This window comes from Amycolatopsis sp. NPDC049691, assembly GCF_040675005.1.
Taxonomy (GTDB): Bacteria; Actinomycetota; Actinomycetes; order Mycobacteriales; family Pseudonocardiaceae; genus Amycolatopsis.
The window spans coordinates 122,471-144,433 of the sequence record NZ_JBFANX010000014.1 but is presented as its reverse complement, the minus strand read 5'-3'; the positions used below and the strand labels follow the sequence as shown (position 1 = coordinate 144,433).

The following is a 21,963-nucleotide window of genomic DNA, read 5'->3' as shown; positions in this document are numbered from 1 at the left end:
GCCGGTGAACGGGTTCAGCAACGGGAGGCAGCCGATGAATGTGGCCGATCTGCTCGTCGACGGGTTCGGCCGGGTCCGGGGGACGGTGCACGCGGCGGTGAAAGGACTCACCGCCGAGCAGCTCCGGACCCGGCTCGACGACGAGGCCAACTCGATCGCCTGGCTGGTGTGGCACCTGACCCGGGTCCAGGACGACCACGTCGCGGACGTGGCCGGGGTCGAGCAGGTGTGGACCGGCCAGGACTGGCTTTCGCGGTTCGGCCTCCCGTTCCCCGCGGGCGACACCGGCTACGGGCACCGCCCGGCCGACGTCGAAGCGGTCCGGGTCGACGATCCCGGCCTGCTCACCGGCTACTACGACGCGGTGCACGAGCAGACCGTCCGGTTCGTGGAGAACCTCGACGACCAGGCGCTCGACCGGATCGTCGACGAGGCGTGGGACCCGCCGGTGTCCCTGGGCGTGCGGCTGATCAGCGTCCTCGACGACGACATCCAGCACGCCGGGCAGGCGATGTTCGTCCGCGGCGTGCTGGACCGCCGCTAGTCCTCGTAGCCGTCGCCCCGGTGGTCGGCCAGGCGCTGCGGGCCGGGCCCGTCGGCGCCGAGCCGGTCGCCCGGGTTGGCGAGCCGGCACTTGGCCAGCGACATGCACCCGCAGCCGATGCAGTCGGTGAGCTGGTCGCGCAGCTGTTCCATCTGGCGGATCCGCGCGGTGAGGTCCTCCTGCCAGCACTTCGAGATCCGCGCCCAGTCGGCCCGGGTCGGCGTGCGGTCGTCGGGCAGGAGCGCGAGCACCTCCCGGATCGCCGACAGCGGCATGCCGACCCGCTGGGACATCCGGATGAAGGTCACCCGCCGCAGCGCGTCGCGGCAGTAGCGGCGCTGGTTGCCCGCGGTGCGCCGGCTGCGGATGAGACCTTCGTCCTCGTAGAACCGCAGGGCCGACGCGGGCACCCCGCTGCGGCGCGAGAGTTCGCCGACGCTCAGGTCGGGCAGGGGCCGGGCTGTGGCGTTCACCATGCTTCCCAGCCAACCACAGGCGCGCGCTTGACTTCAAGCGAGCTTGAAGTCTGATCCTGGCCCGGACGGCAACAACGCCGCTGTGCCAAGGAGGAAGTGTGTCCGAAGCTCCCGTGCGGGTCGCGGTGATCGTGGGAAGTGTCCGGGAAGGACGGTTCGGCCCGGTGGTCGCGGACTGGCTGGCCGGCGTCGCCGGTGAGCACGGCGGGTTCGCGGTCGACGTGGTCGACCTCGCCGAGCCCGACCTGCCGATGGTGCTGCCCGCGTTCGGCGCGACGCCCCCGCCCGCGGTGGTCGCCGAGGTGGCGAAGGTGACGCCGCGGCTCGACGCGGCCGACGCGTTCGTCGTGGTCACCCCGGAGTACAACCACAGCTACCCGGCCTCGCTGAAGAACGCGATCGACTGGCACCGCGGCGAATGGGCCGCCAAACCGGTCGCGTTCGTCTCGTACGGCGGGATGTCGGGCGGCCTGCGCGCGGTCGAGCACCTGCGGGCGGTCTTCGCCGAGCTCCACGCGGTCACGATCCGCGAGACGGTCAGCTTCCACGGTGCCCACACGCGCTTCGGCCCGGACGGCACCCCGACGGACGACGCCGCCGCGATCGCGGCGAAGGCGATGCTCGACCAGCTGGGCTGGTGGGCGCGCTCGCTGAAGGAGGCCCGCGCGGTCCGGCCGTACCCCGGAGCTTGACTTCACGTGCACTTGAAGGCCGACGATGGCGGGCATGACACCGGAGCCGGACCTGCTGGCTCGCCTCGACCGGGCGGACGAGTTGCCGGGCGCGGCCGAGCTACGCGAAGCGACATACGAGTTGTTGCGCTGCGCTCCGGGCGACCGGGTGCTGGACGTCGGCTGCGGCAGGGGGCGGGCGGTCGCGGAGCTGTGCGCCCGCGGTGTGCACGCGGTGGGGGCGGACCGCGACCCGCGCATGCTGGCGGCGGCCCGGGCGCGGAGTGCCGGCGGCTCGGCGGCTCGGCGGCTGATGAGACAGCGGCGCCGGCCCCCAGACCGGCGCAGGGCCTCGCGGCTCGGGCGCATGGTGGCGGAGGTCCGGTCGCGGCCGATGCCGCGCCGCCTTTCCGCGCGGCCCAGGCACGCGGGTTCTTCGCGCCGCCCGGGTTCGTCGAGGCCGGCGTGCTCCGGCTGCCGTTCGCCGACGGCGGGTTCCGCGGCTACCGCGCCGACAAGGTGCTGCACGAACTCGCCGACCCGGCGGCGGCCGTCGCGGAGGCTCGGCGGGTGCTGGCGTCCGGGGGCCGGATCGTGTTGTGCGGGCAGGACTGGGACACACTCGTCCTCGACTCGGACCGGCCGGCCCTGACCCGCGCGATCGTCCACGCCCGCGCCGACACCATCGCCGGCCCCCGCGCGGCCCGGCAGTACCGGACCCTTCTCGTCGACGCCGGGTTCACCGAGGTCGCCGTCGAAGTCAGGACGGTCGTCGACACCGACGGCGGCTTCCGGCCCCTGCTCGACGGTCTCGCCGCCGCGGCCCGGGCTGCCGGCATCGCGACCGACGCGCAGCTCGACGCCTGGCTGAGCGAGCAGTCGGCGCGGGCCGGCGCCGGGCGGTTCTTCCTGGCCGTTCCGATCTTCGTCGCCTCGGCGACGAAGAGTCCACAGTAGACAGTGGTCAGGACGCCTGGCACGCCTGGTACGGCAGCTGGACATCGGGCCCGGACACGGCGATCGTGCCCTCGATCGAGTACCGGCCGTCGGCCGCCAGCGCCGCGAACGCCGTGCAGACCAGCTGGTTGACCCCGACGGCGCCGACGGGCTTCAGCGGGAACGGGACGGTGATCGTCGCCGGCGGACCGGGGACCAGCGAGATCGCTCCGGCCCGGCGCGGCAGGGCCGACACGTACCCGTCGGCCCGCTCGGCCTCGGAAGGTCCGTCCAGCAGCATCGACAGCGCCGCTTCGACACCCACGTCCGTGCCGATCGGGCGCGTCACCGGGGCCGCCCGGCCGTCGAGGACGAAGTAGAGGATCACCTCGGCGTCGCGCCCCGGGCTGCCCGGGTTGCGCAGCGTCGGCGCCGGCCCGGCCGCGACGACCCCGGTCGGCTGGACGCCGCACGCGCTCGCCAGCAGAACCACGGCCAGGGCGAGGAGCTTCTTCACCGCGCCTCCCCTTCGCGGGGCAGGCGCAGCTCGAACCGGGCGCCGGTGCCGGTGTTGGCCGCGACGATGTCGCCGCCGTGCAGCCGCGCGTTCTCGCGCGCGATGGACAGCCCGAGCCCGCTGCCCTCGGACCGCGCCCGGGACGTGTCCGCCTTGGCGAAGCGGTCGAAGACCCGGGGGAGCGCCTCTTCGGGGATGCCCGGCCCGTGGTCGGTGACGGTCAGCACGACGTGACCACCCTCGGCCCGCAGCACCACCTCGACCGGCGGCGCGCCGTGCCGCAGCGCGTTGCCGACGAGGTTCGCCACCACGATGTCCAGCCGCCGCCGGTCGAGCGCGGCCGTGATGCCCGCCGGCAGGTCGGCGACGAGGCCGGAACTCTCCGATCCGGGTTCCCAGCCGCGCGCGGTGAGGCTGTCGGTGACCGCGGCGGCGACGTCCACCTCCTCCCGGCGCAGCTCGGCCCGGCCGGCGTCGAACCGGGAGATCTCGATGAGGTCCTGCACGAGCCGCGTCAGCCGTTTCGTCTCCGCCGAGACCAGCCGCGCGGCCACGGCGGTGTCCTCCGGCAGCTGGCCCGCGTCCTCGTCGAGGACGTCGGTGACCGCGTTCATCGCCGCCAGCGGCGTCCGCAGCTCGTGCGAGACGTCGGCGACGAACCGCCGCGCGTCGGCCTCCATCGCCCGCAGCGTTCCGACCGTGCGCTCCAGCTCGGCTGCGGTGTGGTTGAAGGTCGTGACCAGCTGCGCCAGCTCGTCGGAACCCTTGACGCGCAGCCGCACGTCGAGCCGGCCGCGGCCGAGCTGGTTCGCCGCGGTGTTGAGCGCGCGCACCGGCCGCAGCACCTGCCGTGCCGCCAGCAGCGCCACCGCCACCGCGAACGGGAGGGTCAGCGCGGACGTCTGCCACGCCGTCCGGGACAGTTCGTCGATCGCCGCCTGCTGCTGGCCCAGCGGCGTCCCCGCGTAGACCTCGAGCCCGCTCGTCCGGCCCGACCCGGTCTGCACCGGGATCCCGACGAAGAACATCGGGAACCCCTGGGTGACCACCCGCTGGAACTGGATGTTCGTGCTGTTCGCCACGGCCTCGCGCAGGGACCCGGGCACGTCCTGCGGCGTCATGCCCGACGACGAGTGCAGGTTGCGGTACACGACCAGCGCACCGCTGGGCTTCAGCGCGGCCGCGAACGCGTCGAGCGTGGCCTGGGTCGGCGGCAGCGTGATGGTCGGCAGGTACGCGACGATCTGGTCGCGCAGCTTCAGCATCGTCTGGTCCTGGATGCCCTCGAGGATGGCGTTGCGCGCGGAGACGTAGCTGGCGCCGGCCGCGGCGGTGGCGCCGAGGATCATGATGACCGCGAACGCGGCGACCAGCCGGGGCCGCAGCCCGGCGAGCCACGAGCGGACCTGCCGGATCACGACCGGCCGAACCGGTAGCCGAACCCCCGGACCGTCTGCACGTACTCCGGCTTCGCCGGGACGTCTTCGATCTTCGCGCGCAGCCGCTGCACGCACGCGTCGACGAGCCGCGAGTCCCCCAGGTAGTCGTGGTCCCAGACGGCGGAGAGGATCTGCTGGCGGCTGTACACCTGCCCGGGTGTGCGCGAAAGCTCCAGCAGCAGCTTCAGCTCGGTCGGGGTGAGCGACACGGGGGCGCCGCGCTTGCTCACCTCGAGCCCGGCCCGGTCGATCACCAGGTCGCCGTGGCGTTCCTCCGGTTCCGGCGGCTCGCCCGGCCGCTCGGCGACGGCCCGCCGCAGCACCGCCCGGATCCGCGCGTCCAGCACCCGCGGCTCGACCGGTTTGGCCACGTAGTCGTCCGCGCCCGCTTCGAGCCCGGCGACGACGTCGAAGTCGTCGCTGCGCGCGGTGAGCATGATGATCGGGATCGGCCCGGACGCCCGCATCCGGCGGCAGGTCTCGAACCCGTCCATGCCGGGCAGCATCAGGTCGAGCACGACGATGTCGGGCCGGTGCCGCACGAGCACCTCGATGCCGAGCTCGCCCGATTCGGCCGTGTGCACCACGTGTCCCTGCCGGCGCAGGGCCAGCTGCAGCCCTTCCCGCACCGCCGCGTCGTCTTCTACCACCAGTACCTCGGCCACGGCGCCATTATTCGGAAAAGCGCACGTCGTGGCGACCCGGGCGGATCTTGTAGCAAAACCATGACATCGCGCTGACGGGATCCCGAAATGCCGTCACCACACTCGGGGACATGGCAGTGACTATCTCCGAGACGCGCCCCGTTCCCGTCCGCCACGCGCTCGTGACGAGCGCCGTGTCCCGCACCGCCGTGCTCGCGGCGAGCGCGGCCGGGTTCGCCTTCGCCTTCGTCGCGGCCTATGTGCTCTTCGTCCGCACCGAAGCCGGCCGCAGCGTCGAGAACGGCGTCGTCCGCAGTGCCCAGTCCGCGGGCAACACCGTGGACTGGGCGGCCCCGCTGCGCCAGTCCGACCAGGTGGTCCTGCTCGGCGGCGTGGCCGTGCTGCTGGTGGTGATCGCCCTGGTGCGGCGCCGGTTGGCGCTCGGCGTGACGGCGCTGGTGCTGCTCACCGCGCCGCTCGTGGTGGCCCAGCTGCTCAAGCTGTACGTCCTGGACCGGCCGAGCACGGGCGACCGCTTCGGCGTCGCGAGCCACAACAGCTTCCCGAGCGGGCACGTCAGCGCGGCGATGGCCGTGCTCGTGGCGCTCGCGATCGTCCTGCCGCGCCGCTACCGCCCGCAGGCGCTGGTGCTCGGCGGCCTCGGCGTCGCCTGGGTCGCGGCCGCGACGGTCGCGCTGGGCTGGCACCGGTTGAGCGACACCGTCGGCGGCTGCCTCCTGGTCGCCGCGGTCACCTGCGCCGGGGCGGCGGTGGTGTCCGCCCGCCGCCCCGACGGTGACCGGGTGCCGCCCCTGCCGGTGCTGTGCGGGTTGCTCGCACCGGTCGCCCTGGTGCTGGTGGGCTACCTGGTGCTCGGGACGGCGACGTCCGGTGCCGCCCAGTTCGTGGCCGCGATGGTGCTCGCCGGGCTGTCGGCGATGGCGGTGGTGGTGCTGTTGGTGGGGCCGTTGCGGCGGGTGGCGTTCGACCCGGCCGAGGCCCGCGTCCGGCGGCTCCTGCGCCGCTGAGCCGGGCCAGTTTCGGCGGATTGGCCCGCGACAGCGGGGTATTCGGCGCTTAGCGTCGGGGACGTGCATCCACGGCTCGCCGAAGACCTGAACTCCCTGCCCGACCTGCTCGACGCCGCGCGGAAGCTCGCCGGCGAGGCGCTCGCCGGGCTGCCCGAGCGCCCGGCCGCCGTGCCGCCCCGGGACGTCGCCCGGGCGTCGCTGCCCCTCGAAGGCGCCGGGGCCCGGGGCGCGCTGGAGGAGTTTTCGCAGCGCTGGGAAGCCGGCTTCGCGGGCAGCGCCGGGCCGCGCTACCTCGGGTTCGTCACCGGCGGGACGACCCCGGCGGCGCTCGCCGGGGACTGGCTCACCACCACCTACGACCAGAACCCCGCCAGCGGCCTGGATTCCACGGCGGCGGACCTCGAGCGTGAGACCGTCGGCTGGCTGGCCGAGCTGTTCGGGCTCGGCGCGGAGTTCTCCGGCGCGTTCGTCACCGGTGCCACGATGTCCACCGTCACCGGGCTCGCCATCGCCCGCGAATGGCTCGGCGAACGCGCCGGGGTGCCGGTGTCCGAAGACGGCGCCGCCGCGCTCGGCCCGGTCACCGTGCTGTCCGGCTCGGCGCACTCGAGTGTCCTGAAGGCCCTGTCGTTCCTCGGGATGGGCCGGTCGGCGCTGCGGAAGGTGCCGGTGCTGCCGGGCCGCGAAGCCGTCGACGTCGGCAAGCTGGCGGAGGTGCTCGAGACGCTCGACGGGCCGGCCGTCGTCGTCGCGAACGCGGGCACCGTGAACACCGTCGACTTCGACGACCTGCGCGCGATCGCCGCCCTGAAGCAGCGGTACGACTTCTGGCTGCACGTCGACGCCGCGTTCGGCGGGTTCGCCGCCCTCGTGCCGGAGCACGCGGCGCTGACCGCCGGCCTCGACCAAGCCGACTCGGTGGTCGTCGACCTGCACAAGTGGCTCAACGTGCCCTACGACTCCGCCGTCCAGTTCACCCGCCGCCGCGACCTGCAGCTGCGCGTGTTCGGCAACAAGGCCGCCTACCTCGGCGAGATCGGCGAGACGCCGGACTTCCTGCACCTCACCCGGAGAACTCCCGCCGGCTGCGCGCCCTCCCGGCCTGGTTCTCGCTCGTGGCCTACGGGCGGGACGGGCACCGCGAGATCGTCGAGCGCTGCGTGTCGCTCGCCCGCGACCTCGGCGCGCGGCTCGACGGTTCGCCGAACTGGCGGCTGCTCGCCCCCGTGCGGCTCAACGTCGTCTGCTTCGCCCCGGCTGTCGAACGCGACATCGACGCCCTCGTGCGGGCCATCGCCGAGGACGGCACCACCTTCCTGACCCCGACGGTGTACGACGGCCGCCCCGCCCTGCGCGCCGCCTTCAGCAACTGGCGGACGACCGCGGCCGACGTCGACCGCGTCTTCGCCGCGCTCGAGCGCGTGGCCGCCGGCTAGCTGCGGTCCGACTTCGGCATCAGGTACTTCCAGGGCGAGGCGCCGGCACCCAGCTCGCACGGCACGTGCACCAGGGCCGGCCGGCCCGCGGCGAACGCCTTGTCCAGCGCGCCGCGCAGGTCGTCCGGGGTGCGGGCGGTCAGGCCGAGCGCGCCGAACGTCTCGGCCAGCCGGGCGAAGTCCGGGTTGCGCAGCCGCCCGCCCAACGCGCGGCCCTCGAACAGCCGTTCCTGGTCGAGGTGGACGTTGCCGTAGTAGCCGTTGTCGAACACGACCGCCACCACGTTAAGTCCATATTGGACAGCCGTGGCCAGTTCCTGGGCGGCGAACATGAACCCGCCGTCCCCGGCCACCGACACCACCGGCCGGCCCGGGAACGCCGCCTGCACGCCGAGCGCCGTCGGGTAGCCGAAGCCGAGCGTGCCCTGGTGGCCGCACGTGACGAAGGTGCGCGGCGAGTAGACCTCGAACCCGAAGTAGGACGCGAAGCCGACCTGGCAGATCTCCTCGACGAAGAAGCCGTCGCGCGGCAGCACGTCCCGGATCGCCCGCAGGTACTCCAGCTCCGGGCCGACGTCCGCGAACCGTTCGGCCACGGCCGACTTCACCGCGGCGAACTCCGCGGTCCGGTCCGTCCTCTGTGGACCGGCGGCCGCGGTCAGCGCGGCGGCCGAATCGGCGGCGTCGGCGACGATCGCGACGTCCGCTTCGAGCCGCGTCGCCTGCCGGGGGTCGATGTCGAGCAGGATCGTCTTCAGACCGGCGGGCTTGCCGGGCCAGCGGAACCAGGACAGCTCCATCCGCGAGCCGATGCCGATCACGACGTCGGTCTCCGCCCACCGCTCGAAGCCGGACACGCAGGTGAAGCCCAGCGGGTGGTCGTCGCCGACGATGCCGCGCCCGCCGCGGAACGGCACCACCGGCGCCTGCAGCCGTTCGGCCAGCGCCCGGACCTCGGCAGCCGCGTGCCGCGCGCCGCCGCCCACCATGATCATCGGGTTCCGCGCGCCGGCCAGGAGTTCCGCGGCCCGCTCCACGGCGACCGGGTCGACGACCGGACGCGGGAGCGGCCGCGGACCGACGGGTTCGGCAGGGGCGCGCAGGCCCAGCACGTCCCACGGCACCGCCAGCGAAACCGGCCTCGGCCGCCCGCCCGTGGCTTCGCGGAAGGCGGTCGCCAGCGCGTCCGGGATCCCCGCCGGGTGCTCGACCAGCGCCGACCACTTGGTCATCGTCCGCAGCGTGGCCAGCTGGTCGGGCATTTCGTGCAGGTGCCCGAGCCCGCGGCCGAGGTACGCGCGGGGAATTTCGCCGGTCAGGCACACGACGGGGGCGCCGGCGCCGTGCGCGGACAACAGCGCGGCCGAGGAGTTCAGGACGCCGGGGCCGGGCACGACCGTGTAGACGCCGGGGCGGCCGGTCGCCTGCGCGTAGCCGAACGCCATGTAGGCCACGGTCTGCTCGTGCCGGGCGCCGATCACCCGGATGTCCTCGCCGGCCCGCGCCAGGCTGTCGAACAGGTCGTAGGTCTGCACGCCGGGCAAGCCGAAGACGGTGTCGACGCCGTGGGCCCGCAGGCCGTCGACGATCAGGTCGGCCGCGGTGGGGGCGGGCGGGGTACTCGGCATCGGCGCGGCCTCCTGGGCGTCATCCGTCGGCGGGACCATATATGGTTTCCTACATGATCAGCGCGTCCTCGGGAAGACCTGTCACGAAGTCCCAGCTGGCCTACGAGACGATCAAGGCCAGGATCCTCGACGGCCGGTACGGGCCCGGGTACCGGCTGGTGCTCGACCAGATCGGCCGCGAGCTCGAGGTCAGCGCGGTGCCGGTCCGCGAGGCCCTGCGCCGGCTGGAGGCCGAGGAGCTGATCGAGTTCGAGCGGAACGTCGGCGCCCGGGTGGTCGCCATCGACCCCACGGAGTACCGGCACGCGATGCAGACGGTGGCGATCGTCGAGGGCGCCGCGACCGGCCTCGCCGCACCGCTGCTCACGCCGGCGGACCTGGCGCGCGCCCGTGCGCTGAACGAGCGGATGCGCCGGAGCCTGGCCGAGTTCGACCCGCTGACGTTCACCGCGCTGAACGCGGAGTTCCACGAGGTGCTGTTCAGCGCTTGCCCGAACCCCAACCTGGTGGATCTGGTGCAGCGCTGCTGGACGCGGCTCGCGGCGGTGCGGGACAGCACGTTCGGGTCGGTCCCGGGCCGGGCGCCGGCGTCGGTCGAGGAGCACGAGCGGTTGCTGGCGCTGATCGAGGGTGGCGGTGCGCCGGCGGAGGTCGAGCAGTGCGCGCGGGCCCACCGGCTGGCGACCCTGGACGCCTATCTCGCGCGGGAGCGGTGACCTTCGCCCGAAGGTTGCCCGAGCCGCCTTCGGAGTGTCAGGGTCGGGGATGCCGATCTTCTCCGCGCCCGACGGGACCGCGCTCTCCTTTCGCCTTCTCGGCTCCGGTGGCGAGCCCGTGGTCTGCCTGCCGGGCGGCCCCATGCGCGCCGGGGCGTACCTCGGGGACCTCGGCGGGCTCGGCGCTCGGCTCGCCGTGCTCGATCTGCGGGGAACCGGGGACTCCGAGGCACCCGCCGACCCCGGCACCTACCGGTGTGATCGGCAGGTCGAAGACGTCGAGGCGCTGCGCAAGCACCTCGGCCTCGACCGCCTCGACCTGCTCGGGCACTCGGCCGGGGCCAGCCTCGCCGTCCTCTACGCCGCTCGCTATCCCGGCCGGCTGCGGCGGCTCGCGCTCGTCGCGCCGAGCCCGCGGGCCGTCGGGTTGCAGCTGTCCGTCGACGACCGGCGGCGGATCATGGCCCGGCGGGCCGGCGCGCCCTGGTTCGAGGCCGCCGCCGCGGCCTACGACGCCATCGCCGCGCGGCGGGCGACCAGTGCCGACTGGGCGGCCGTCGCGCCGATGTACTACGGCCGCTGGGACGACGCCGCCCGCCGCCACCAAGCCACCGAGCCGGGTCAGCGCAACGGTGCCGCCGCCCGCGGCTACAACTCCGACGGTGCCTTCGAACCCGAGGTCACGCGGGCCGCGCTCGGGGCCGTCGACGCTCCGGTGCTCGTGCTCGCCGGCGACCTGGACTGGATCGCCAGCCCGGCCGTCGCCGGTGAGTTCGCCGGGCTCTTCCCGGACGGCCGGGTCGTCGTCCTGCCCGGCGCCGCGCACTACCCCTGGCTGGACGACCCCGCCGGGTTCGGGTCAGCTCTCGCGGGTTTCCTGGGGTGACGCCGGGTTCCGGCGCGGCTTGATGCGGACCGCCGGCAGCGCGGGTGCCGGGAGCCGCTGCGGCGTGCCCGTGTAGCCGGTGACGCTGCCGAACTGGTCGGACTCCGCCTCCCACGCCTCGCGGAAGGCCGCGATCTCCTCGTGGGTCCGGCCGACGAAGTTCCACCACATCAAGATCTCTTCGTCGAACGGGGTGCCGCCGAGCAGGAGGAACCGGGCCGGTGCCGTGCCGCGGTTGCTCAACGTCAGCGAGCGCACGCCGGTGCCGACGTAACCCAGCTCCGCCGCGCGGACCTTGGTGCCCGCGACGACGACGTCGCCCGTGTCGACCAGGACGCCGTGCTCGAAGCGGGGGTCGACGCCGAGGGACATGTGGGCGTCCGGGCCCAGCACGATTTCCGCGCCCAGCAGCGGGGTGTAGGTCGGGATCGGGGAGGTGCGCCCGGCCAGCGAGCCGAGGAACACCCGGATTTCCGCGCCTTCGATCCGGTTCACCGAGGGCACGTAGTGGTCGAACGCGCGGGCCGTGTGGCGGTGGCGTTCGGGCAGCGCGACCCAGAGCTGGACGCCGTGCAGCGTCTTCGCCGCCGGGGTCGAGACCTCCGAGTGGCAGATGCCGTGCCCGCCGGTCATCAGGTTGAGCTCGCCGGGGCGGACCATGGCGTGCGTGCCGAGGCTGTCGCGGTGCTCGATCTCGCCGGCGAACAGCCAGCTGACGGTCTGCAGGCCGGTGTGCGGGTGCGGGGCGACGTCCATCGCGCCGGTGACCTCGGTCGGGCCGTAGTGGTCGGCGAAGCACCAGGCGCCGATCAGCGACCGCGACCGCTGGGGGAGCGTCCGCCGGACCCGCATCGCGCGCGGGCCGCCGAGGGGCACCTCGCGCGGGGTGAGGATGTCGACGGCGGGGTGCTCGGGATCGGCGGCCGTGGGGTGGTCGCCACAGGCGACCTCGGCGGGGGCGGCCTCGGTGTTGCTCATGTCCGCCACGGTAGTCGCGTCGCTCGGTGGGGCTCGGGTGCCGGGCGGAGGGAGTGGTGGCGGGTGGGCCGGTCGCGGGTTGGGGTGGAGCCGGTGGTGGCGCTGGTGTGCGGCGGGGTTTGCGCTTGCGTCGGCCAGCCGGGCCAGCCGGGCCAGCCGAGGCAACCGGGCCGGCGCGGGGCCGATATATGCCGGGTGGCGGCTGCATCGGCTGGCCCGGGTCGCCGGACAGCGGCCGGCCGCGGTGGAACCGGCGGGCGGCGCCGCTGGCTCGGCGCCGCCGCGCCCCCGTCGCTGTCCCCGGGCGAACCCCCGCCGGGCGGCGGCGGGCCGAGACCGCCCGGCGGACCAGCCGTCGCGGCCGCTTTGCTTTGTTGAGTTGTCAAGCTTCGCGTCGCCTCTTCAGGCGGCGTGGTGCTGCTGGCGTGCTGCGACTACCGCCTGGCCGTCCGATGTCAGGACTGCCGGGACCAGCTCGCCCGGCAGGCCGGGGCGGGCCGTGTGGAGCAGGCCCAGGTGGGCCAGCGCGTGGGCCGCGAACTGGTCGCCGCAGGAGACTCCGTCGATGAACAAGTCCGGCTCGCTGCTGCACGACATCCGGCCTCGGCCTGCCGCCACCGCTCGCAGCATCGCCAGCATCCGGTGGTTCACCAGGGGGCGCACGGCCGGTGTTCCGGTTTGCTCGTTCATCTCGGTCCCTCCCGCTCGTGGTTCGACCTCGTCTGCTCATGCGTCGAACCAGCTGCCGGGATTTCGACAGAAGGCTTCCGGCCATCCTCACCGGCCGCGGTCGAGCCCGGGTCGACTCAGAACGGAGGGTCCACCCCGGCGGCCACCGGCACCGGCTCCGGGGTCCACGAACTGGTCGCCTCGCCGCTCGCGGCCCGGCTCAGCCTCGTCACCTTGGCCGTGGCGTACCGCAGGGCGGGGCCGACCTCGTCGACGTCCAGCTCGGTCACCGTGCGCTTCTCGCCCTCCTTCGTGTCGAACGACCGCTGTCTCAGCCGTCCGTGCACGATCACCCTGGCTCCGCGCCGCAGCGATTCCGCGACGTTCTCCGCGGACTGCCGCCACACGTTGCAGCGCAGGAACATCGCTTCGCCGTCGCGCCAGCCGCCGGTCTCGCGGTCGAACGTGCGCGGCGTCGACGCGACCGTGAAGTTCGCGACCGCGGCGCCGGACGGCGTGAACCGCAGCTCGGGGTCGGACGTCAGGTTGCCGACCACGGTCACCAGCGTTTCGCCTGCCATCGGGCTCCTCCTTCTCCTCCGGGTGCGGGGTGCACCGCTTTCGCCGATGAGGAGAGCACGGGGGTCCGACAGTTCCAGGCCGGGCGACGAGGTGCCGGCGCCCGTCCGTGCTGGTTTCCTGCCGCCATGCCGACGGCGTTTCAGAAGGAGCTGGGCACGCTCGCCCAGCGGCTGGCGGACCTCTGCGCGCTGGTCGCGATCGCGTTCGAAGAGGCGACGCGGTGCGCCCTGGAAAGTGACCGCACGCTGGGCGGACGGGTGCGGGAAGACGTCGCCGCGGCCGCCGCGCTCGGGGCCGCTTGCGAGGAGCAGGCGGGTGCGCTGCTGGTCCTGCACGCGCCGCGGGAGGAGGACGTGAAGGCGGTTGTCGCGGCCGTTCACATCGCCGCGGATCTCACTCGGATGGGTGGTCTTGCGGGGGAGGTCGCGGAGCCGCGGTGGCGGGTGCCGGTGGAGCTGCGGCCGGCGCTGGGGCGGTTGGGCGAGTATGCCGTGGCCGCGGCACGGGCGCTTCGGGGGCAGCTCGCCGGCGAGGACGGCTCCGGGGTGGCCGACGCGGTCGCGCTGGCCGGCGCCGTGGAGCGGGAACTGCGCACGGAGACGGGCGGGATCGCCTGGCCGCACGGGGCGGCCGCCGCGGTCGACGTGGTGTTGCTCGCCGCGGCCCAGGCGCGGTTCGCCGGGACTGCGGCCTTGATTGCGCGCCGGGCCGCGAGGTTTGTTGCGATTACTGCTTGAATGTCCGAAAAGGACGCGTCCGCGGCGGCCGGGCATAGGCGGGTGCGCCGGTCAGTGACGCGCCCGGGTGGCGGGTATGGGCGGACTGGGCGCGAATGGGTGACGCGCCCGGGGCCGGCTGTCGGCGGGCTGAGTGCGGGCCGGCGACGCGCATGGGTTGCCGACTCGCGGGTTGCCCGGCGAGCAGGCCCTCGGCGAGACCAATTGCCTCGCCGGGGGAACCGGCTCTGCTGAGTCAGCTGCCCTGCTGGGGGAACTGCCCCTGCTGCGGGTACTGCTGCTGCGACGGGTGCTGCGGCTGCGGGAACCCCTGCGGCTGCGAAGGGTGCGGCGACTGGAACCCCTGCTGCGGGAACCCCTGCGAAGGCGGCTGCTGCGGGTAACCCGGCTGCCCACCCTGCTGGCCCTGCTGACCCTCCTCCTGCGCCTGCAGGCGAACGGCGTCCTCCTTCGGGATCCGGTTCTCGATCCCGCAGAACGTGCACTGCGCCGAGTACTTCACGCTGATCGGGAAGAGCGGGATGAAGAACAGAGTGAACTTCGTGACCGCCTTGCGCACCGCGTGCGAGGCGGGGTTGCCGCACCGGCCGCACAGGAAGGTCGTCATCGCCAGCACGTAGATCCGCGTTCGCCAGCCCCAGATCAGCATCGGTACTTCTTTCTCCCAGGTCTTCCGTTCGCGGGGCAGCCTCGCACACCGGTACGCCGCCGCGTGGCGGTTTCGGCGAACTCGGGGACTAGATTGTGATCATGCCGAGCGACTTCGCCCTGAAGACCATGAACGCCGTGCACCGCGGCCTGATCAAGCTCACCGGCGGCCGGGCCGGCTGGCAGGCCGGCATGCCGGTGCTGGAGCTGACCACGATCGGCCGCAAGAGCGGGCAGCCGCGGTCGGTGCTGCTGACCTCGCCGCACCAGGACGGCGACACGCTGGTCGTCGTCGCTTCGCGCGGCGGGGACGACACCCACCCCGCGTGGTTCCTCAACCTGCGCGACAACCCCGACGTCGAAGTGTCGCTCAAGGGCGCGCCGAAGCGGCCGATGAAGGCCCGGGTCGCCGACGCCGACGAGCGTGCGCGGCTGTGGCCGGAGATCGCCGGGCGGTTCAAGAACTACGCGCAGTACCAGACCAAGACCGAGCGCGAGATCCCGCTCGTCTTCCTCGAACCGCGCTAGTTCCGCGCGGTCAGGTACGCCGGGTCCGGCCCCGGGATCGGCTGGTCCGGCACCCCCGCCAGCAGCTGGCTCATCGCGTGGAAGTACGGCGGCGCGGCGACCGTGCCGCCGAACGCGCCGTGGCCGCAGTTGCCCAGGTGCACCGGGGTGCCCGGGCAGATCTCGCGGGGGTGCGGCCCGTCGGCGAAGACCATGGACGACACCGCGTAGCCGTCGACGCCGCCGACGAACGCCACCGACTCGCTCTGCTGCGTCGTGCCCGTCTTGCCGATGTCGGGCCGGGTCCAGCCGGCCGCGCGGGCCGCTTCGGCCGACGTGCCGCTCGTCGTGTCCTTGCTCAGGCCCGCTTCGAGGGTGTTCGCGACGCCGGTCGGGATGACCTGCTCACACGCCTGCTGCGCGACCGGCACGGCGTTGCCGTTCCGGTCGGTCACCGACAGGATCGGGTTCGGCGGGCACCAGACGCCGCCGCTCATCAGCGTCGCCGACACGTTCGCCATCTCCAGCGGGCTCACCGGGCTGTTGCCCAGGGTGAACGACAGGAGGTTCCGGAAGTACTGCGACTGCGGCTCGCTGTACTGCGGGTTGCCCGACGCCGGGTTCGGCGCGGCCCCGGCGTCGTTGGTCGCGAGGGTGTTCCGCAGCCCCAGCTTGTAGGCCATGTCGAGCACTGCGGGCATCCCGACCTGGCTCTCCAGCCCGACGAACGCGACGTTCGGCGACGTCGCCAGGCCGTCGGCGAGGCTGATCGGGTCCGCGTAGTGGCCATCGTTGTGCACCGTGTAGCACGCCGAATGCGAGTCCGGCACCGGGAAGCACTGGCTGTCCGGGTTCGGCAGCGGCGTCTCCAGGCCCGCCTTGCCGGTGACGAGCGCCGCGGCCGAGGTGAAGATCTTGAACGACGAGCCGGCGCCGAACTCGTTGCTCGCGTCCGCGACGATGTCCGTCGACGTCTCGCCCCGCGCGGGATCGGTGCCGTAGTTCCGGTTGGCGACCATGGCGAGCACCTGGTGGCCCGCCGAACCCGGCTGCACGACGGCGAAGGTGTTCGCGACGCCGTCCTGGGTGGTCGGCACGTTCGCGTCGACGGCGTCCTTCGTCACCTGCGAGACGCGGGGGTCGAGCGTCGTCTTGATCGTGTAGCCGCCGGTGGCCAGCTGGTCCGCGGTGAACCCGGCGTGCACGAGGTAGCTTTCTGCGTAGGCGCAGAAGAACCCCGCGTCCGGGGCCGCGCCCATGCACGTCGAAGGCGGTGTCACCGGCCCGTTCGGCAGCACGCCGAGCGGCGCCGCTTTGGCCGTCGCGGCGTAGGAGGCGGGGATCGACCCGTTGGTGACCATGTCGTCGATGACGAGGTTGCGCCGCTGCAGCGCCTTGTCCGCGTGTGTGTACGGGTTGTAGATGCTCGGGTTGTTCACCATTCCGGCGAGCAGCGCCGCCTGCGGAACGGTCAGTTTGTCCGCTGTCGTCCCGAAGTAGGCTTTCGCCGCGGAACCGACCCCGTACACGGTTCCGCTGAATTCCACGACGTTCAGGTAATCGGCGAGAATGTCGTCCTTGCTCATGGTGTCGTTGAGCTGGACGGCCATTTTGGCTTCCCGCAGCTTGCGTGCGACCGAATCTTCGCGGTCGGCCGCCTGGGCCACCGGGTCGGTGCGGTCGACGACGTTCACGAGGTAGTTCTTGACGTACTGCTGCGTGATCGTCGACGCGCCCTGCAGCGCGCCGCCGGTGCTGTCGTTGACCGCCGCGCGGAGCATCCCCTGCAGGTCGACGCCGCCTTCGGTGTAGAACCGGCGGTCCTCGACCGCGATGATCGCGGCCTTCATCGTCGTCGCGATCCCGGCCGCGGTGACCGGCAGCCGGTACTGGGCGTAGAGCGTCGCGATCGGGGTGCCGTCGCGGTCGGTCACCGTCGTGGTCAGCGGCGGGTCGGCCGCGGCGAGCTGCGCCGAAATGGCGTCCACGGAATCGCTGACCTGATTCGACAGCAAGCCGGCGCCGAGCGCGACGGGCGCCATCGTGCCCGCCACGAGAATTCCGGCGAGAACGCACAATCCGACCAAAGAGAACACGCCAGGACGACCATTCACGGAACCGAGATTAGCCATCGGGGAATGAAGCTTCCGTTCGGTGAGACATGTGCCTCACCGGGCCAACCGGCCGAGCAGGGCCGAAGCGACCGCCACCCCGGCGGCCGTCGCCGCGGCCAGCACGCCGAAGTCGAGCCCGAGGTGGGCGGGCGTGCCGATCAGCAGCCCGCGCAGCGCGTCGACCTGGTAGCTCAGCGGGTTGACGTGGCTGAGCACCTTGAGCCACGACGGCATCAGGTCCACCGGGTACAGCGCGTTCGAGCCGAAGAACAGCGGCATCGTGATCGCCTGCCCGATACCCATCAGCCGTTCGCGCGACAGCACGATCCCGGCGATCACGATGGACAGGCAGCAGAAGAACGCCGACCCGAGCACGAGCACGACCGCCATGGCGAGCAGCTTCAACGGGTTCACGGTCAGCCCGACGCCGAGGATCGCGGCCAGCACCAGCACCATCAGCGCCTGCACGAGCGCGCGGACCCCGGCGGCGAACGCCTTCCCGGCGACGAGCGCGGCCCGCGGGGTCGGCGTCACCAGGAGCTTGGCGAGCACGCCCGCGTCGCGTTCCCAGATGATCTGGATGCCGTAGAAGATCGAGATGAACAGCGCGGACTGGGCGAGGATGCCCGGCGCGAGGTAGTCGAGGTAGGGCGTCGAGCCGGTCGGGATCGCGCGCAGCCGCGTGAACGTCTCGCCGAAGATCAGCAGCCACAGCGCGGGCTGGATCGCCCGGGTGAGCAGCTCGGTCTGGTCGCGGCGCAGCTTCTGCAGCTCCACCAGGCACATCGCGCCGACGCGGGCGGCGAGGATGCGCGCCTGGCGCAGCGGGCCGGGGTCAGCCGAGACGGCGGGCGGTGCGGCGAGCGGAACGGACACTGCGGATCCCTCCTTCGTCGGTTTCGAGGCGGTCGCCGGTGACCGCGCGGAACACGTCGTCCAATGTGGACCCGGGGCCGAGGTCGGTTTCGAGGTCGGCGGGGGTGCCCAGCGCCCGGATCCGGCCGGCGTGCATGAGCGCGACGCGGTCGCAGTACTGCTCGGCCTCGTCCATGTAGTGCGTGGTGACGAGCACGGTCATGCCGGTGTCGGTGCGGATCTGCGTGATCCGCTCCCACACCGCGGAGCGGGCGACGGGGTCGAGCCCGATCGTCGGCTCGTCGAGAATCAGCAGCTTCGGCGAGCTGACCAGGGCCTGGGCGAGTTCGAGCCGGCGGATCATGCCGCCGGAGTAGCCCTTGGCGACGCGGTCGGCGTCGTCGGCCAGCCCGACGAGGTCCAGGGCGCGCCGCACCTCGCCGTCGCGCCGCGCGCGGGGCACGTCGAAGAGCCGCGCGAACAGCGCGACGTTCTCGCGTCCGGTCAGCGCGCCGTCGGCGGACAGCTGCTGCGGGACGTAGCCGATCAGCCGCCGGACGGCCATCCGGCGGCGTGCCACGTCGATGCCGAAGACGGTGATGTGGTCCGGCGCGGTGGGCAGCAGCGTGGTGATCATCCGGAGCGTCGTGGTCTTGCCGGCGCCGTTCGGGCCGAGCAACCCGAACACCTCGCCGGGCACTATCTCCAGGTCGACGCCGTCCACCGCGCGGGTCGTGCCGAACGAGTGGCTCAGGCCGGTGCACCGCACCGCGGGTTCGGTCATGGCTGCTCCTTCAGGATGCCCATGAGTTTTTCCAGTGCCGGCAACGCCTGTTCGATCGCCGCGGTGTCCTCTTCGGACAGCCCGGCGAGCGCGTCGGCGACGAGCCCGGTGCGGGCGCGCCGCCAGGTGGCCATCCGCTCGCGCGCCGCACCGGTGATCTCGAGCCGGGTGGCGCGCCGGTCGGCGGGGTCGGGTTCGCGCCGCAGCAGGCCGGCCTCGACGAGCTGGTTGACCAGCGTGCTGACGGAGTTGGCGGCCAGGTGCAGCTCGCGCGCGGCCGCGGCGACGCCGATGCCGGGCTGGTCGGCCACCACGCGCAGGACTTCGACCTGCGCGCCGGGCAGCGGGAAACCCGGGACGTCCGCGCGCACCCGGCGGCGCACCACGCGGCGGATCCCCTGGACGGCGCCCAGGAGCCGGTCGGCGAGTTCGGTCATGCCGCCAAGGTAGCTCTGACTCAGAACTATTAGCAATGCTAAATGTCCGGTTGGTGCGGAAGATCCCGGATCAGCGGGCGGCTTCGGCCAGTGCCAGGTCGAGCAGGCCGGGGAAGCGGGCGTCGAACTCCTCGCGGCGCAACGCGTTGAGCCGCTGCGTGCCGCTGTCCCACTGCTTCAGCAATCCGGCCGCGCGCAGGATCTTGAAGTGCCGTGACGCCGCCGGCTTGCTGACCGGCGGCATGATCGCGCCGCACGACTGGCCGGGTTCCCCGGCGAGGGCGGCGACCATGGCCAGCCGGTGCGGGTCGCGCAGGGCTTCCAGCGCCGTGGCGAACGAGACGTCATCGAGGGCCGGGTGCTCCAGGGGGGTCGCGGTGCGGCTGGCCATGGTCCGAGTATCCCTCGGTTGCCCCAGCGCGGGCAGCTGTGCCATGGTCGATGTTAGCCATTTGGTTAACATGAGGGAGGTCAGCGGTGCACGTCTACCGTCCCGGCTCCGGCGAGCTCGTCCGGCGCGAAGAGCCCGTCCCCGAACCGCAGCGCGGCGAGGTGCTCGTCCGCGTCCGGGCGACGTCGCTCAACTACCGCGACCTGCTCATCCTCGACGGCGCCCACTTCACCAACGGGCCCGGCGGCCTCATCCCGCTCTCCGACGCCGCCGGCGAGGTCGCCGCGGTCGGCGAAGGTGTCACGCGCTTCGCGGCCGGCGACCGGGTGGTCAACGCCTTCCACTCGAACTGGATCGCCGGCAGGCTGCCGGCGACGCTGGCCGGCTACGGGAACGCCCAGGACGGCTGGCTCACCGAGTACCGCGCCGTCTCCGAGCACGCGCTCGTCGCGCTGCCGGATTCGCTCACCTACGAGCAGGGCGCGACGCTGCCGTGCGCCGCCGTCACGGCGTGGACATCGCTCGCCGGGGTGCGCCCGGGAGACGTCGTCCTCACCCTCGGCACGGGCGGGGTGTCGCTGTTCGCCCTGCAGCTGGCCAAGGCGCTGGGCGCGCGGGTGGTCGCGACGACGTCGAGCCCGGAGAAGGCGGCGAAGCTGTCGGCGCTCGGCGCGGACACCGTGCTCGACTACCGGGCGACCCCCGAGTGGGGCAAGGCCGTCCTCGACGCCACCGGCGGCCGGGGCGCGGACCGGATCGTCGAGGTCGGCGGGCCCGGCACGTTCGCGCAGTCGCTCGTCGCCGCCGGGACGCACCACGCCGAGATCGCGCTCGTCGGGTTCGTCGGCGCCGAGGGGCCGCCGGTCGAGTTCATGGACCTGTTCCGCAGCGGCGCGACCGTGCGGAAGATCTGGGTCGGCAGCCGGGAGGACACGGAGGACCTCGTGCGGCAGCTCGCGGCTCGCCCGATCGAGCCGGTGGTCGACAGCGTGTTCGCGTTCGACGACGCCCCGGCGGCCGTCGAGCGGTTCCGCAGCCGCGAGAACTTCGGCAAGGTCGTGATCACCACCGCGTGAGGTGAAAGGGATACCGCTGATCGGCTGAACCTGACCCGGAGTGACCGTTCGGCGGCGAAGTGCTGCCGTTCGCCGCGTGATCGCGTGGTTCTCCCCGGGAACCGGGGGGCACGAGCGCATGCTGTCCTTTCCGACCCCGCGTCCCCGCGCCTGACGTCCACAGTGGACATTGCCAGTGCGCCCGGCCCGGCGGTCTTCCGCAACCGGAGACAGGACACATGACTCTGCTGGGCAGCAAGCTCGTCCGGTGCTGGACCTCCCGCCCGCACCTGCAGTCCCTCTACACCCTCGCCGCGGCCGCCCCGCGGATGCGCGCCGCGCTCGGGCTGGCGCCCACCGGCGGCGGCACCGTCGGCTTCAAGGTGGACGGGGACGCACTGGCCCGCACCGAGGCGGAGCTGATCGCCGCGACGTCGGCCCGCCTGCCCGTGCACCCGCTGGTGACGCAGGATCTCCACGGCCGCTCGACGGTCCGGTGCTGGCGCCGCAACCGCGACCTGCGCGTGCTGACCGCCGACCTCGTCGACGTCGCCGACCGGCTGGCCCGGGCGGGCTACGGCGGCTGCCTGCGCTCGGCGACGGTCGAGTTCGCCGAGCAGACCGGCCGCCGCGACCGCAAGCTCGCGCTCGTGTACCTGTTCGACCGCGGCACGTTCCACGCCGCGGCGGCGGCCGGGGCCGCGCCGCTGGATCGCGCGCTGGAGCTGCGCGCCCGCGCCGCGCTGCACGGCGCACTGCCGTTGGAACCGCACGCCCACCGCCGGTTCGTCGTCTGAAATTCCCGCGTTTGTCGAGGTCACCGGCTTCTGCGAGGATGCTGCTCTCGTTCGAGCAGAAGGAGATCGCAGTGGCTTCCGTGCTCAACCCCTACCTGAGCTTCCGCGCCGAAGCGCGGCAGGCCATGGAGTTCTACAAAAGCGTCTTCGGTGGCACCCTGAAGGTGAACACGTTCGGGGAATTCGGGTCACCCGAAGGAGCGGACGCGGACAAGATCATGCACGCCCAGCTGGAGACCGACCAGGGCTACACGCTCATGGCGGCCGACACCCCGGCGGGCATGGAGTACAACCCGGGCACCAACATCACCGTCAGCCTCAGCGGCGACGACGCCGACATCCTGCGCGGCTACTGGAACAAGCTGAGCGAAGGCGGGACCGTGACGGTTCCGTTCGAAAAGCAGATGTGGGGCGACGAATTCGGTTCCTGCGTCGACCGGTTCGGCATCCCGTGGCTGGTGAACGTCGTCCACCAGGCGTGACAG

At 73.0% G+C, this 21,963-nt stretch carries 27 protein-coding genes and 1 pseudogene; 14 read left to right on the top strand and 14 right to left on the bottom strand.

The annotated features are described in order from the left end of the window. The first annotated feature begins 34 nt into the window (after positions 1-34). A complete protein-coding gene (locus AB0J40_RS29345) occupies positions 35-544 on the top strand; it encodes a DUF664 domain-containing protein (RefSeq protein ID WP_364458912.1) in 510 nt (169 codons plus the stop codon). Here the strand turns inward: AB0J40_RS29345 and soxR are convergent. Beyond that, entirely contained in the window at positions 541-1,020 is a 480-nt protein-coding gene (gene soxR / locus AB0J40_RS29340) for a redox-sensitive transcriptional activator SoxR (RefSeq protein ID WP_364458909.1), read from the bottom strand. The genes AB0J40_RS29345 and soxR overlap by 4 nt on opposite strands. A gap of 98 nt (positions 1,021-1,118) precedes the next feature. On the opposite strand from soxR, the gene AB0J40_RS29335 reads away from it, so the two are divergent. The 3 genes and pseudogenes from AB0J40_RS29335 to AB0J40_RS29325 all read left to right on the top strand — a co-directional run bounded on the left by AB0J40_RS29335 (position 1,119) and on the right by AB0J40_RS29325 (position 2,648). After that, on the top strand, positions 1,119-1,712 hold the full coding sequence (locus tag AB0J40_RS29335) for an NAD(P)H-dependent oxidoreductase (RefSeq protein ID WP_364458906.1): 594 nt from the start codon (positions 1,119-1,121) through the stop codon (positions 1,710-1,712). Positions 1,713-1,737: 25 nt separating this feature from the next. Further along, positions 1,738-1,971, top strand: a pseudogene (locus tag AB0J40_RS29330) (methyltransferase domain-containing protein); the annotation flags it as partial. Further along, positions 1,905-2,648 carry a methyltransferase domain-containing protein gene (locus tag AB0J40_RS29325; RefSeq protein WP_364458903.1) on the top strand — a complete coding sequence of 248 codons (744 nt, stop codon included), beginning with the start codon at positions 1,905-1,907 and terminating at the stop codon, positions 2,646-2,648. The pseudogene AB0J40_RS29330 and the gene AB0J40_RS29325, both read left to right, overlap by 67 nt. Before the next feature lie 7 nt (positions 2,649-2,655). Here AB0J40_RS29325 and AB0J40_RS29320 read toward each other — a convergent pair whose 3' ends face one another. Genes AB0J40_RS29320 through AB0J40_RS29310 form a run of 3 tightly spaced genes read right to left on the bottom strand, consistent with a single transcriptional unit; the run spans position 2,656 to position 5,248 of the window. Then, the gene (locus AB0J40_RS29320) at positions 2,656-3,144 is read right to left on the bottom strand and encodes a hypothetical protein (protein ID WP_364458900.1); all 489 of its coding nucleotides are present in this window, start codon (positions 3,142-3,144) and stop codon (positions 2,656-2,658) included. Next, positions 3,141-4,562, bottom strand: coding sequence for a HAMP domain-containing sensor histidine kinase (locus AB0J40_RS29315; protein ID WP_364458898.1), 1,422 nt, complete (start codon positions 4,560-4,562; stop codon positions 3,141-3,143). Before AB0J40_RS29315 ends, AB0J40_RS29320 begins: the two co-directional genes overlap by 4 nt. Further along, positions 4,559-5,248, bottom strand: a complete 690-nt coding sequence (locus AB0J40_RS29310) for a response regulator transcription factor (RefSeq protein WP_364458896.1) — start codon at positions 5,246-5,248, stop codon at positions 4,559-4,561. Before AB0J40_RS29310 ends, AB0J40_RS29315 begins: the two co-directional genes overlap by 4 nt. A 110-nt stretch (positions 5,249-5,358) precedes the next feature. On the opposite strand from AB0J40_RS29310, the gene AB0J40_RS29305 reads away from it, so the two are divergent. From AB0J40_RS29305 to AB0J40_RS29295, 3 genes are all read left to right on the top strand, one after another. Further along, entirely contained in the window at positions 5,359-6,255 is an 897-nt protein-coding gene (locus AB0J40_RS29305; RefSeq protein WP_364458894.1) for a phosphatase PAP2 family protein, read from the top strand. A gap of 63 nt (positions 6,256-6,318) precedes the next feature. Further along, positions 6,319-7,578, top strand: a complete 1,260-nt coding sequence (locus tag AB0J40_RS29300) for a pyridoxal-dependent decarboxylase (RefSeq protein WP_364458892.1) — start codon at positions 6,319-6,321, stop codon at positions 7,576-7,578. Then, on the top strand, positions 7,542-7,694 hold the full coding sequence (locus AB0J40_RS29295; RefSeq protein WP_364458890.1) for a hypothetical protein: 153 nt from the start codon (positions 7,542-7,544) through the stop codon (positions 7,692-7,694). The genes AB0J40_RS29300 and AB0J40_RS29295 overlap by 37 nt, the downstream gene beginning before the upstream one ends. Here AB0J40_RS29295 and AB0J40_RS29290 read toward each other — a convergent pair. Further along, positions 7,691-9,322 carry a thiamine pyrophosphate-dependent enzyme gene (locus AB0J40_RS29290; RefSeq protein ID WP_364458888.1) on the bottom strand — a complete coding sequence of 544 codons (1,632 nt, stop codon included), beginning with the start codon at positions 9,320-9,322 and terminating at the stop codon, positions 7,691-7,693. The two genes, AB0J40_RS29295 and AB0J40_RS29290, sit on opposite strands and share 4 nt — an antisense overlap. A gap of 41 nt (positions 9,323-9,363) precedes the next feature. On the opposite strand from AB0J40_RS29290, the gene AB0J40_RS29285 reads away from it, so the two are divergent. Beyond that, positions 9,364-10,038, top strand: a complete 675-nt coding sequence (locus AB0J40_RS29285; protein ID WP_364458886.1) for a GntR family transcriptional regulator — start codon at positions 9,364-9,366, stop codon at positions 10,036-10,038. A gap of 49 nt (positions 10,039-10,087) precedes the next feature. Then, complete coding sequence (locus AB0J40_RS29280; RefSeq protein ID WP_364458883.1) at positions 10,088-10,924, top strand: alpha/beta hydrolase; 837 nt, start codon at positions 10,088-10,090, stop codon at positions 10,922-10,924. On the opposite strand, the gene AB0J40_RS29275 is transcribed toward AB0J40_RS29280, so the two are convergent. The 3 genes from AB0J40_RS29275 to AB0J40_RS29265 form a co-directional block, all read right to left on the bottom strand. Beyond that, positions 10,898-11,902: a pirin family protein gene (locus tag AB0J40_RS29275; protein WP_364458880.1), complete on the bottom strand. Its 1,005-nt coding sequence runs from the start codon at positions 11,900-11,902 to the stop codon at positions 10,898-10,900. The two genes, AB0J40_RS29280 and AB0J40_RS29275, sit on opposite strands and share 27 nt — an antisense overlap. Before the next feature lie 402 nt (positions 11,903-12,304). After that, on the bottom strand, positions 12,305-12,592 hold the full coding sequence (locus tag AB0J40_RS29270; RefSeq protein WP_364458877.1) for a hypothetical protein: 288 nt from the start codon (positions 12,590-12,592) through the stop codon (positions 12,305-12,307). Between the two features lie 116 nt (positions 12,593-12,708). Next, positions 12,709-13,152 carry a single-stranded DNA-binding protein gene (locus AB0J40_RS29265; protein WP_364458874.1) on the bottom strand — a complete coding sequence of 148 codons (444 nt, stop codon included), beginning with the start codon at positions 13,150-13,152 and terminating at the stop codon, positions 12,709-12,711. A gap of 126 nt (positions 13,153-13,278) precedes the next feature. Here AB0J40_RS29265 and AB0J40_RS29260 point away from each other — a divergent pair, with 126 nt between their 5' ends. Continuing rightward, positions 13,279-13,890, top strand: a complete 612-nt coding sequence (locus AB0J40_RS29260; RefSeq protein ID WP_364458871.1) for a PhoU domain-containing protein — start codon at positions 13,279-13,281, stop codon at positions 13,888-13,890. Positions 13,891-14,125: 235 nt separating this feature from the next. Here AB0J40_RS29260 and AB0J40_RS29255 read toward each other — a convergent pair whose 3' ends face one another. Continuing rightward, entirely contained in the window at positions 14,126-14,539 is a 414-nt protein-coding gene (locus tag AB0J40_RS29255; RefSeq protein WP_364458868.1) for a zinc-ribbon domain-containing protein, read from the bottom strand. A 101-nt stretch (positions 14,540-14,640) separates the two neighbouring features. Here AB0J40_RS29255 and AB0J40_RS29250 point away from each other — a divergent pair, with 101 nt between their 5' ends. Continuing rightward, complete coding sequence (locus tag AB0J40_RS29250; protein WP_364458865.1) at positions 14,641-15,066, top strand: nitroreductase/quinone reductase family protein; 426 nt, start codon at positions 14,641-14,643, stop codon at positions 15,064-15,066. On the opposite strand, the gene AB0J40_RS29245 is transcribed toward AB0J40_RS29250, so the two are convergent. From AB0J40_RS29245 to AB0J40_RS29225, 5 genes are all read right to left on the bottom strand, one after another. Further along, positions 15,063-17,177: a transglycosylase domain-containing protein gene (locus AB0J40_RS29245; protein ID WP_364458862.1), complete on the bottom strand. Its 2,115-nt coding sequence runs from the start codon at positions 17,175-17,177 to the stop codon at positions 15,063-15,065. The two genes, AB0J40_RS29250 and AB0J40_RS29245, sit on opposite strands and share 4 nt — an antisense overlap. Before the next feature lie 36 nt (positions 17,178-17,213). Continuing rightward, the gene (locus AB0J40_RS29240) at positions 17,214-18,035 is read right to left on the bottom strand and encodes an ABC transporter permease (protein ID WP_364458859.1); all 822 of its coding nucleotides are present in this window, start codon (positions 18,033-18,035) and stop codon (positions 17,214-17,216) included. Continuing rightward, positions 17,995-18,798 (bottom strand): ATP-binding cassette domain-containing protein, encoded by an 804-nt coding sequence (locus tag AB0J40_RS29235; RefSeq protein WP_364458856.1) that lies wholly within the window; start codon positions 18,796-18,798, stop codon positions 17,995-17,997. The genes AB0J40_RS29240 and AB0J40_RS29235 overlap by 41 nt, the downstream gene beginning before the upstream one ends. Then, positions 18,795-19,235, bottom strand: a complete 441-nt coding sequence (locus tag AB0J40_RS29230) for a MarR family transcriptional regulator (RefSeq protein ID WP_364458853.1) — start codon at positions 19,233-19,235, stop codon at positions 18,795-18,797. The genes AB0J40_RS29235 and AB0J40_RS29230 overlap by 4 nt, the downstream gene beginning before the upstream one ends. Before the next feature lie 70 nt (positions 19,236-19,305). Continuing rightward, entirely contained in the window at positions 19,306-19,626 is a 321-nt protein-coding gene (locus AB0J40_RS29225) for a helix-turn-helix domain-containing protein (protein ID WP_364458850.1), read from the bottom strand. A gap of 86 nt (positions 19,627-19,712) precedes the next feature. Between AB0J40_RS29225 and AB0J40_RS29220 the strand changes: the two genes are divergently transcribed. The 3 genes from AB0J40_RS29220 to AB0J40_RS29210 all read left to right on the top strand — a co-directional run bounded on the left by AB0J40_RS29220 (position 19,713) and on the right by AB0J40_RS29210 (position 21,960). Next, the gene (locus tag AB0J40_RS29220) at positions 19,713-20,702 is read left to right on the top strand and encodes an NAD(P)-dependent alcohol dehydrogenase (protein ID WP_364458847.1); all 990 of its coding nucleotides are present in this window, start codon (positions 19,713-19,715) and stop codon (positions 20,700-20,702) included. A 218-nt stretch (positions 20,703-20,920) separates the two neighbouring features. Next, a complete protein-coding gene (locus tag AB0J40_RS29215; protein WP_364458845.1) occupies positions 20,921-21,478 on the top strand; it encodes a hypothetical protein in 558 nt (185 codons plus the stop codon). Positions 21,479-21,549: 71 nt separating this feature from the next. Continuing rightward, positions 21,550-21,960 (top strand): VOC family protein, encoded by a 411-nt coding sequence (locus AB0J40_RS29210; protein WP_364458842.1) that lies wholly within the window; start codon positions 21,550-21,552, stop codon positions 21,958-21,960. The last annotated feature ends 3 nt before the right edge of the window (positions 21,961-21,963 follow it).

Excerpts from the sequence above, each read along its gene's own strand:
- AB0J40_RS29225 (WP_364458850.1), bottom strand. The coding sequence starts at position 19,626 with ATGGCCAGCCGCACCGCGACCCCCCTGGAGCACCCGGCCCTCGATGAC.
- AB0J40_RS29235 (WP_364458856.1), bottom strand. The coding sequence starts at position 18,798 with ATGACCGAACCCGCGGTGCGGTGCACCGGCCTGAGCCACTCGTTCGGC.
- AB0J40_RS29275 (WP_364458880.1), bottom strand. The coding sequence starts at position 11,902 with ATGAGCAACACCGAGGCCGCCCCCGCCGAGGTCGCCTGTGGCGACCAC.
- AB0J40_RS29265 (WP_364458874.1), bottom strand. The coding sequence starts at position 13,152 with ATGGCAGGCGAAACGCTGGTGACCGTGGTCGGCAACCTGACGTCCGAC.
- AB0J40_RS29345 (WP_364458912.1), top strand. The coding sequence starts at position 35 with ATGAATGTGGCCGATCTGCTCGTCGACGGGTTCGGCCGGGTCCGGGGG.
- AB0J40_RS29285 (WP_364458886.1), top strand. The coding sequence starts at position 9,364 with ATGGTTTCCTACATGATCAGCGCGTCCTCGGGAAGACCTGTCACGAAG.
- AB0J40_RS29280 (WP_364458883.1), top strand. The coding sequence starts at position 10,088 with ATGCCGATCTTCTCCGCGCCCGACGGGACCGCGCTCTCCTTTCGCCTT.
- AB0J40_RS29260 (WP_364458871.1), top strand. The coding sequence starts at position 13,279 with ATGCCGACGGCGTTTCAGAAGGAGCTGGGCACGCTCGCCCAGCGGCTG.
- AB0J40_RS29270 (WP_364458877.1), bottom strand. The coding sequence starts at position 12,592 with ATGAACGAGCAAACCGGAACACCGGCCGTGCGCCCCCTGGTGAACCAC.
- AB0J40_RS29215 (WP_364458845.1), top strand. The coding sequence starts at position 20,921 with ATGACTCTGCTGGGCAGCAAGCTCGTCCGGTGCTGGACCTCCCGCCCG.
- AB0J40_RS29230 (WP_364458853.1), bottom strand. The coding sequence starts at position 19,235 with ATGACCGAACTCGCCGACCGGCTCCTGGGCGCCGTCCAGGGGATCCGC.
- soxR (WP_364458909.1), bottom strand. The coding sequence starts at position 1,020 with ATGGTGAACGCCACAGCCCGGCCCCTGCCCGACCTGAGCGTCGGCGAA.
- AB0J40_RS29245 (WP_364458862.1), bottom strand. The coding sequence starts at position 17,177 with ATGGCTAATCTCGGTTCCGTGAATGGTCGTCCTGGCGTGTTCTCTTTG.
- AB0J40_RS29255 (WP_364458868.1), bottom strand. The coding sequence starts at position 14,539 with ATGCTGATCTGGGGCTGGCGAACGCGGATCTACGTGCTGGCGATGACG.
- AB0J40_RS29250 (WP_364458865.1), top strand. The coding sequence starts at position 14,641 with ATGCCGAGCGACTTCGCCCTGAAGACCATGAACGCCGTGCACCGCGGC.
- AB0J40_RS29290 (WP_364458888.1), bottom strand. The coding sequence starts at position 9,322 with ATGCCGAGTACCCCGCCCGCCCCCACCGCGGCCGACCTGATCGTCGAC.
- AB0J40_RS29305 (WP_364458894.1), top strand. The coding sequence starts at position 5,359 with ATGGCAGTGACTATCTCCGAGACGCGCCCCGTTCCCGTCCGCCACGCG.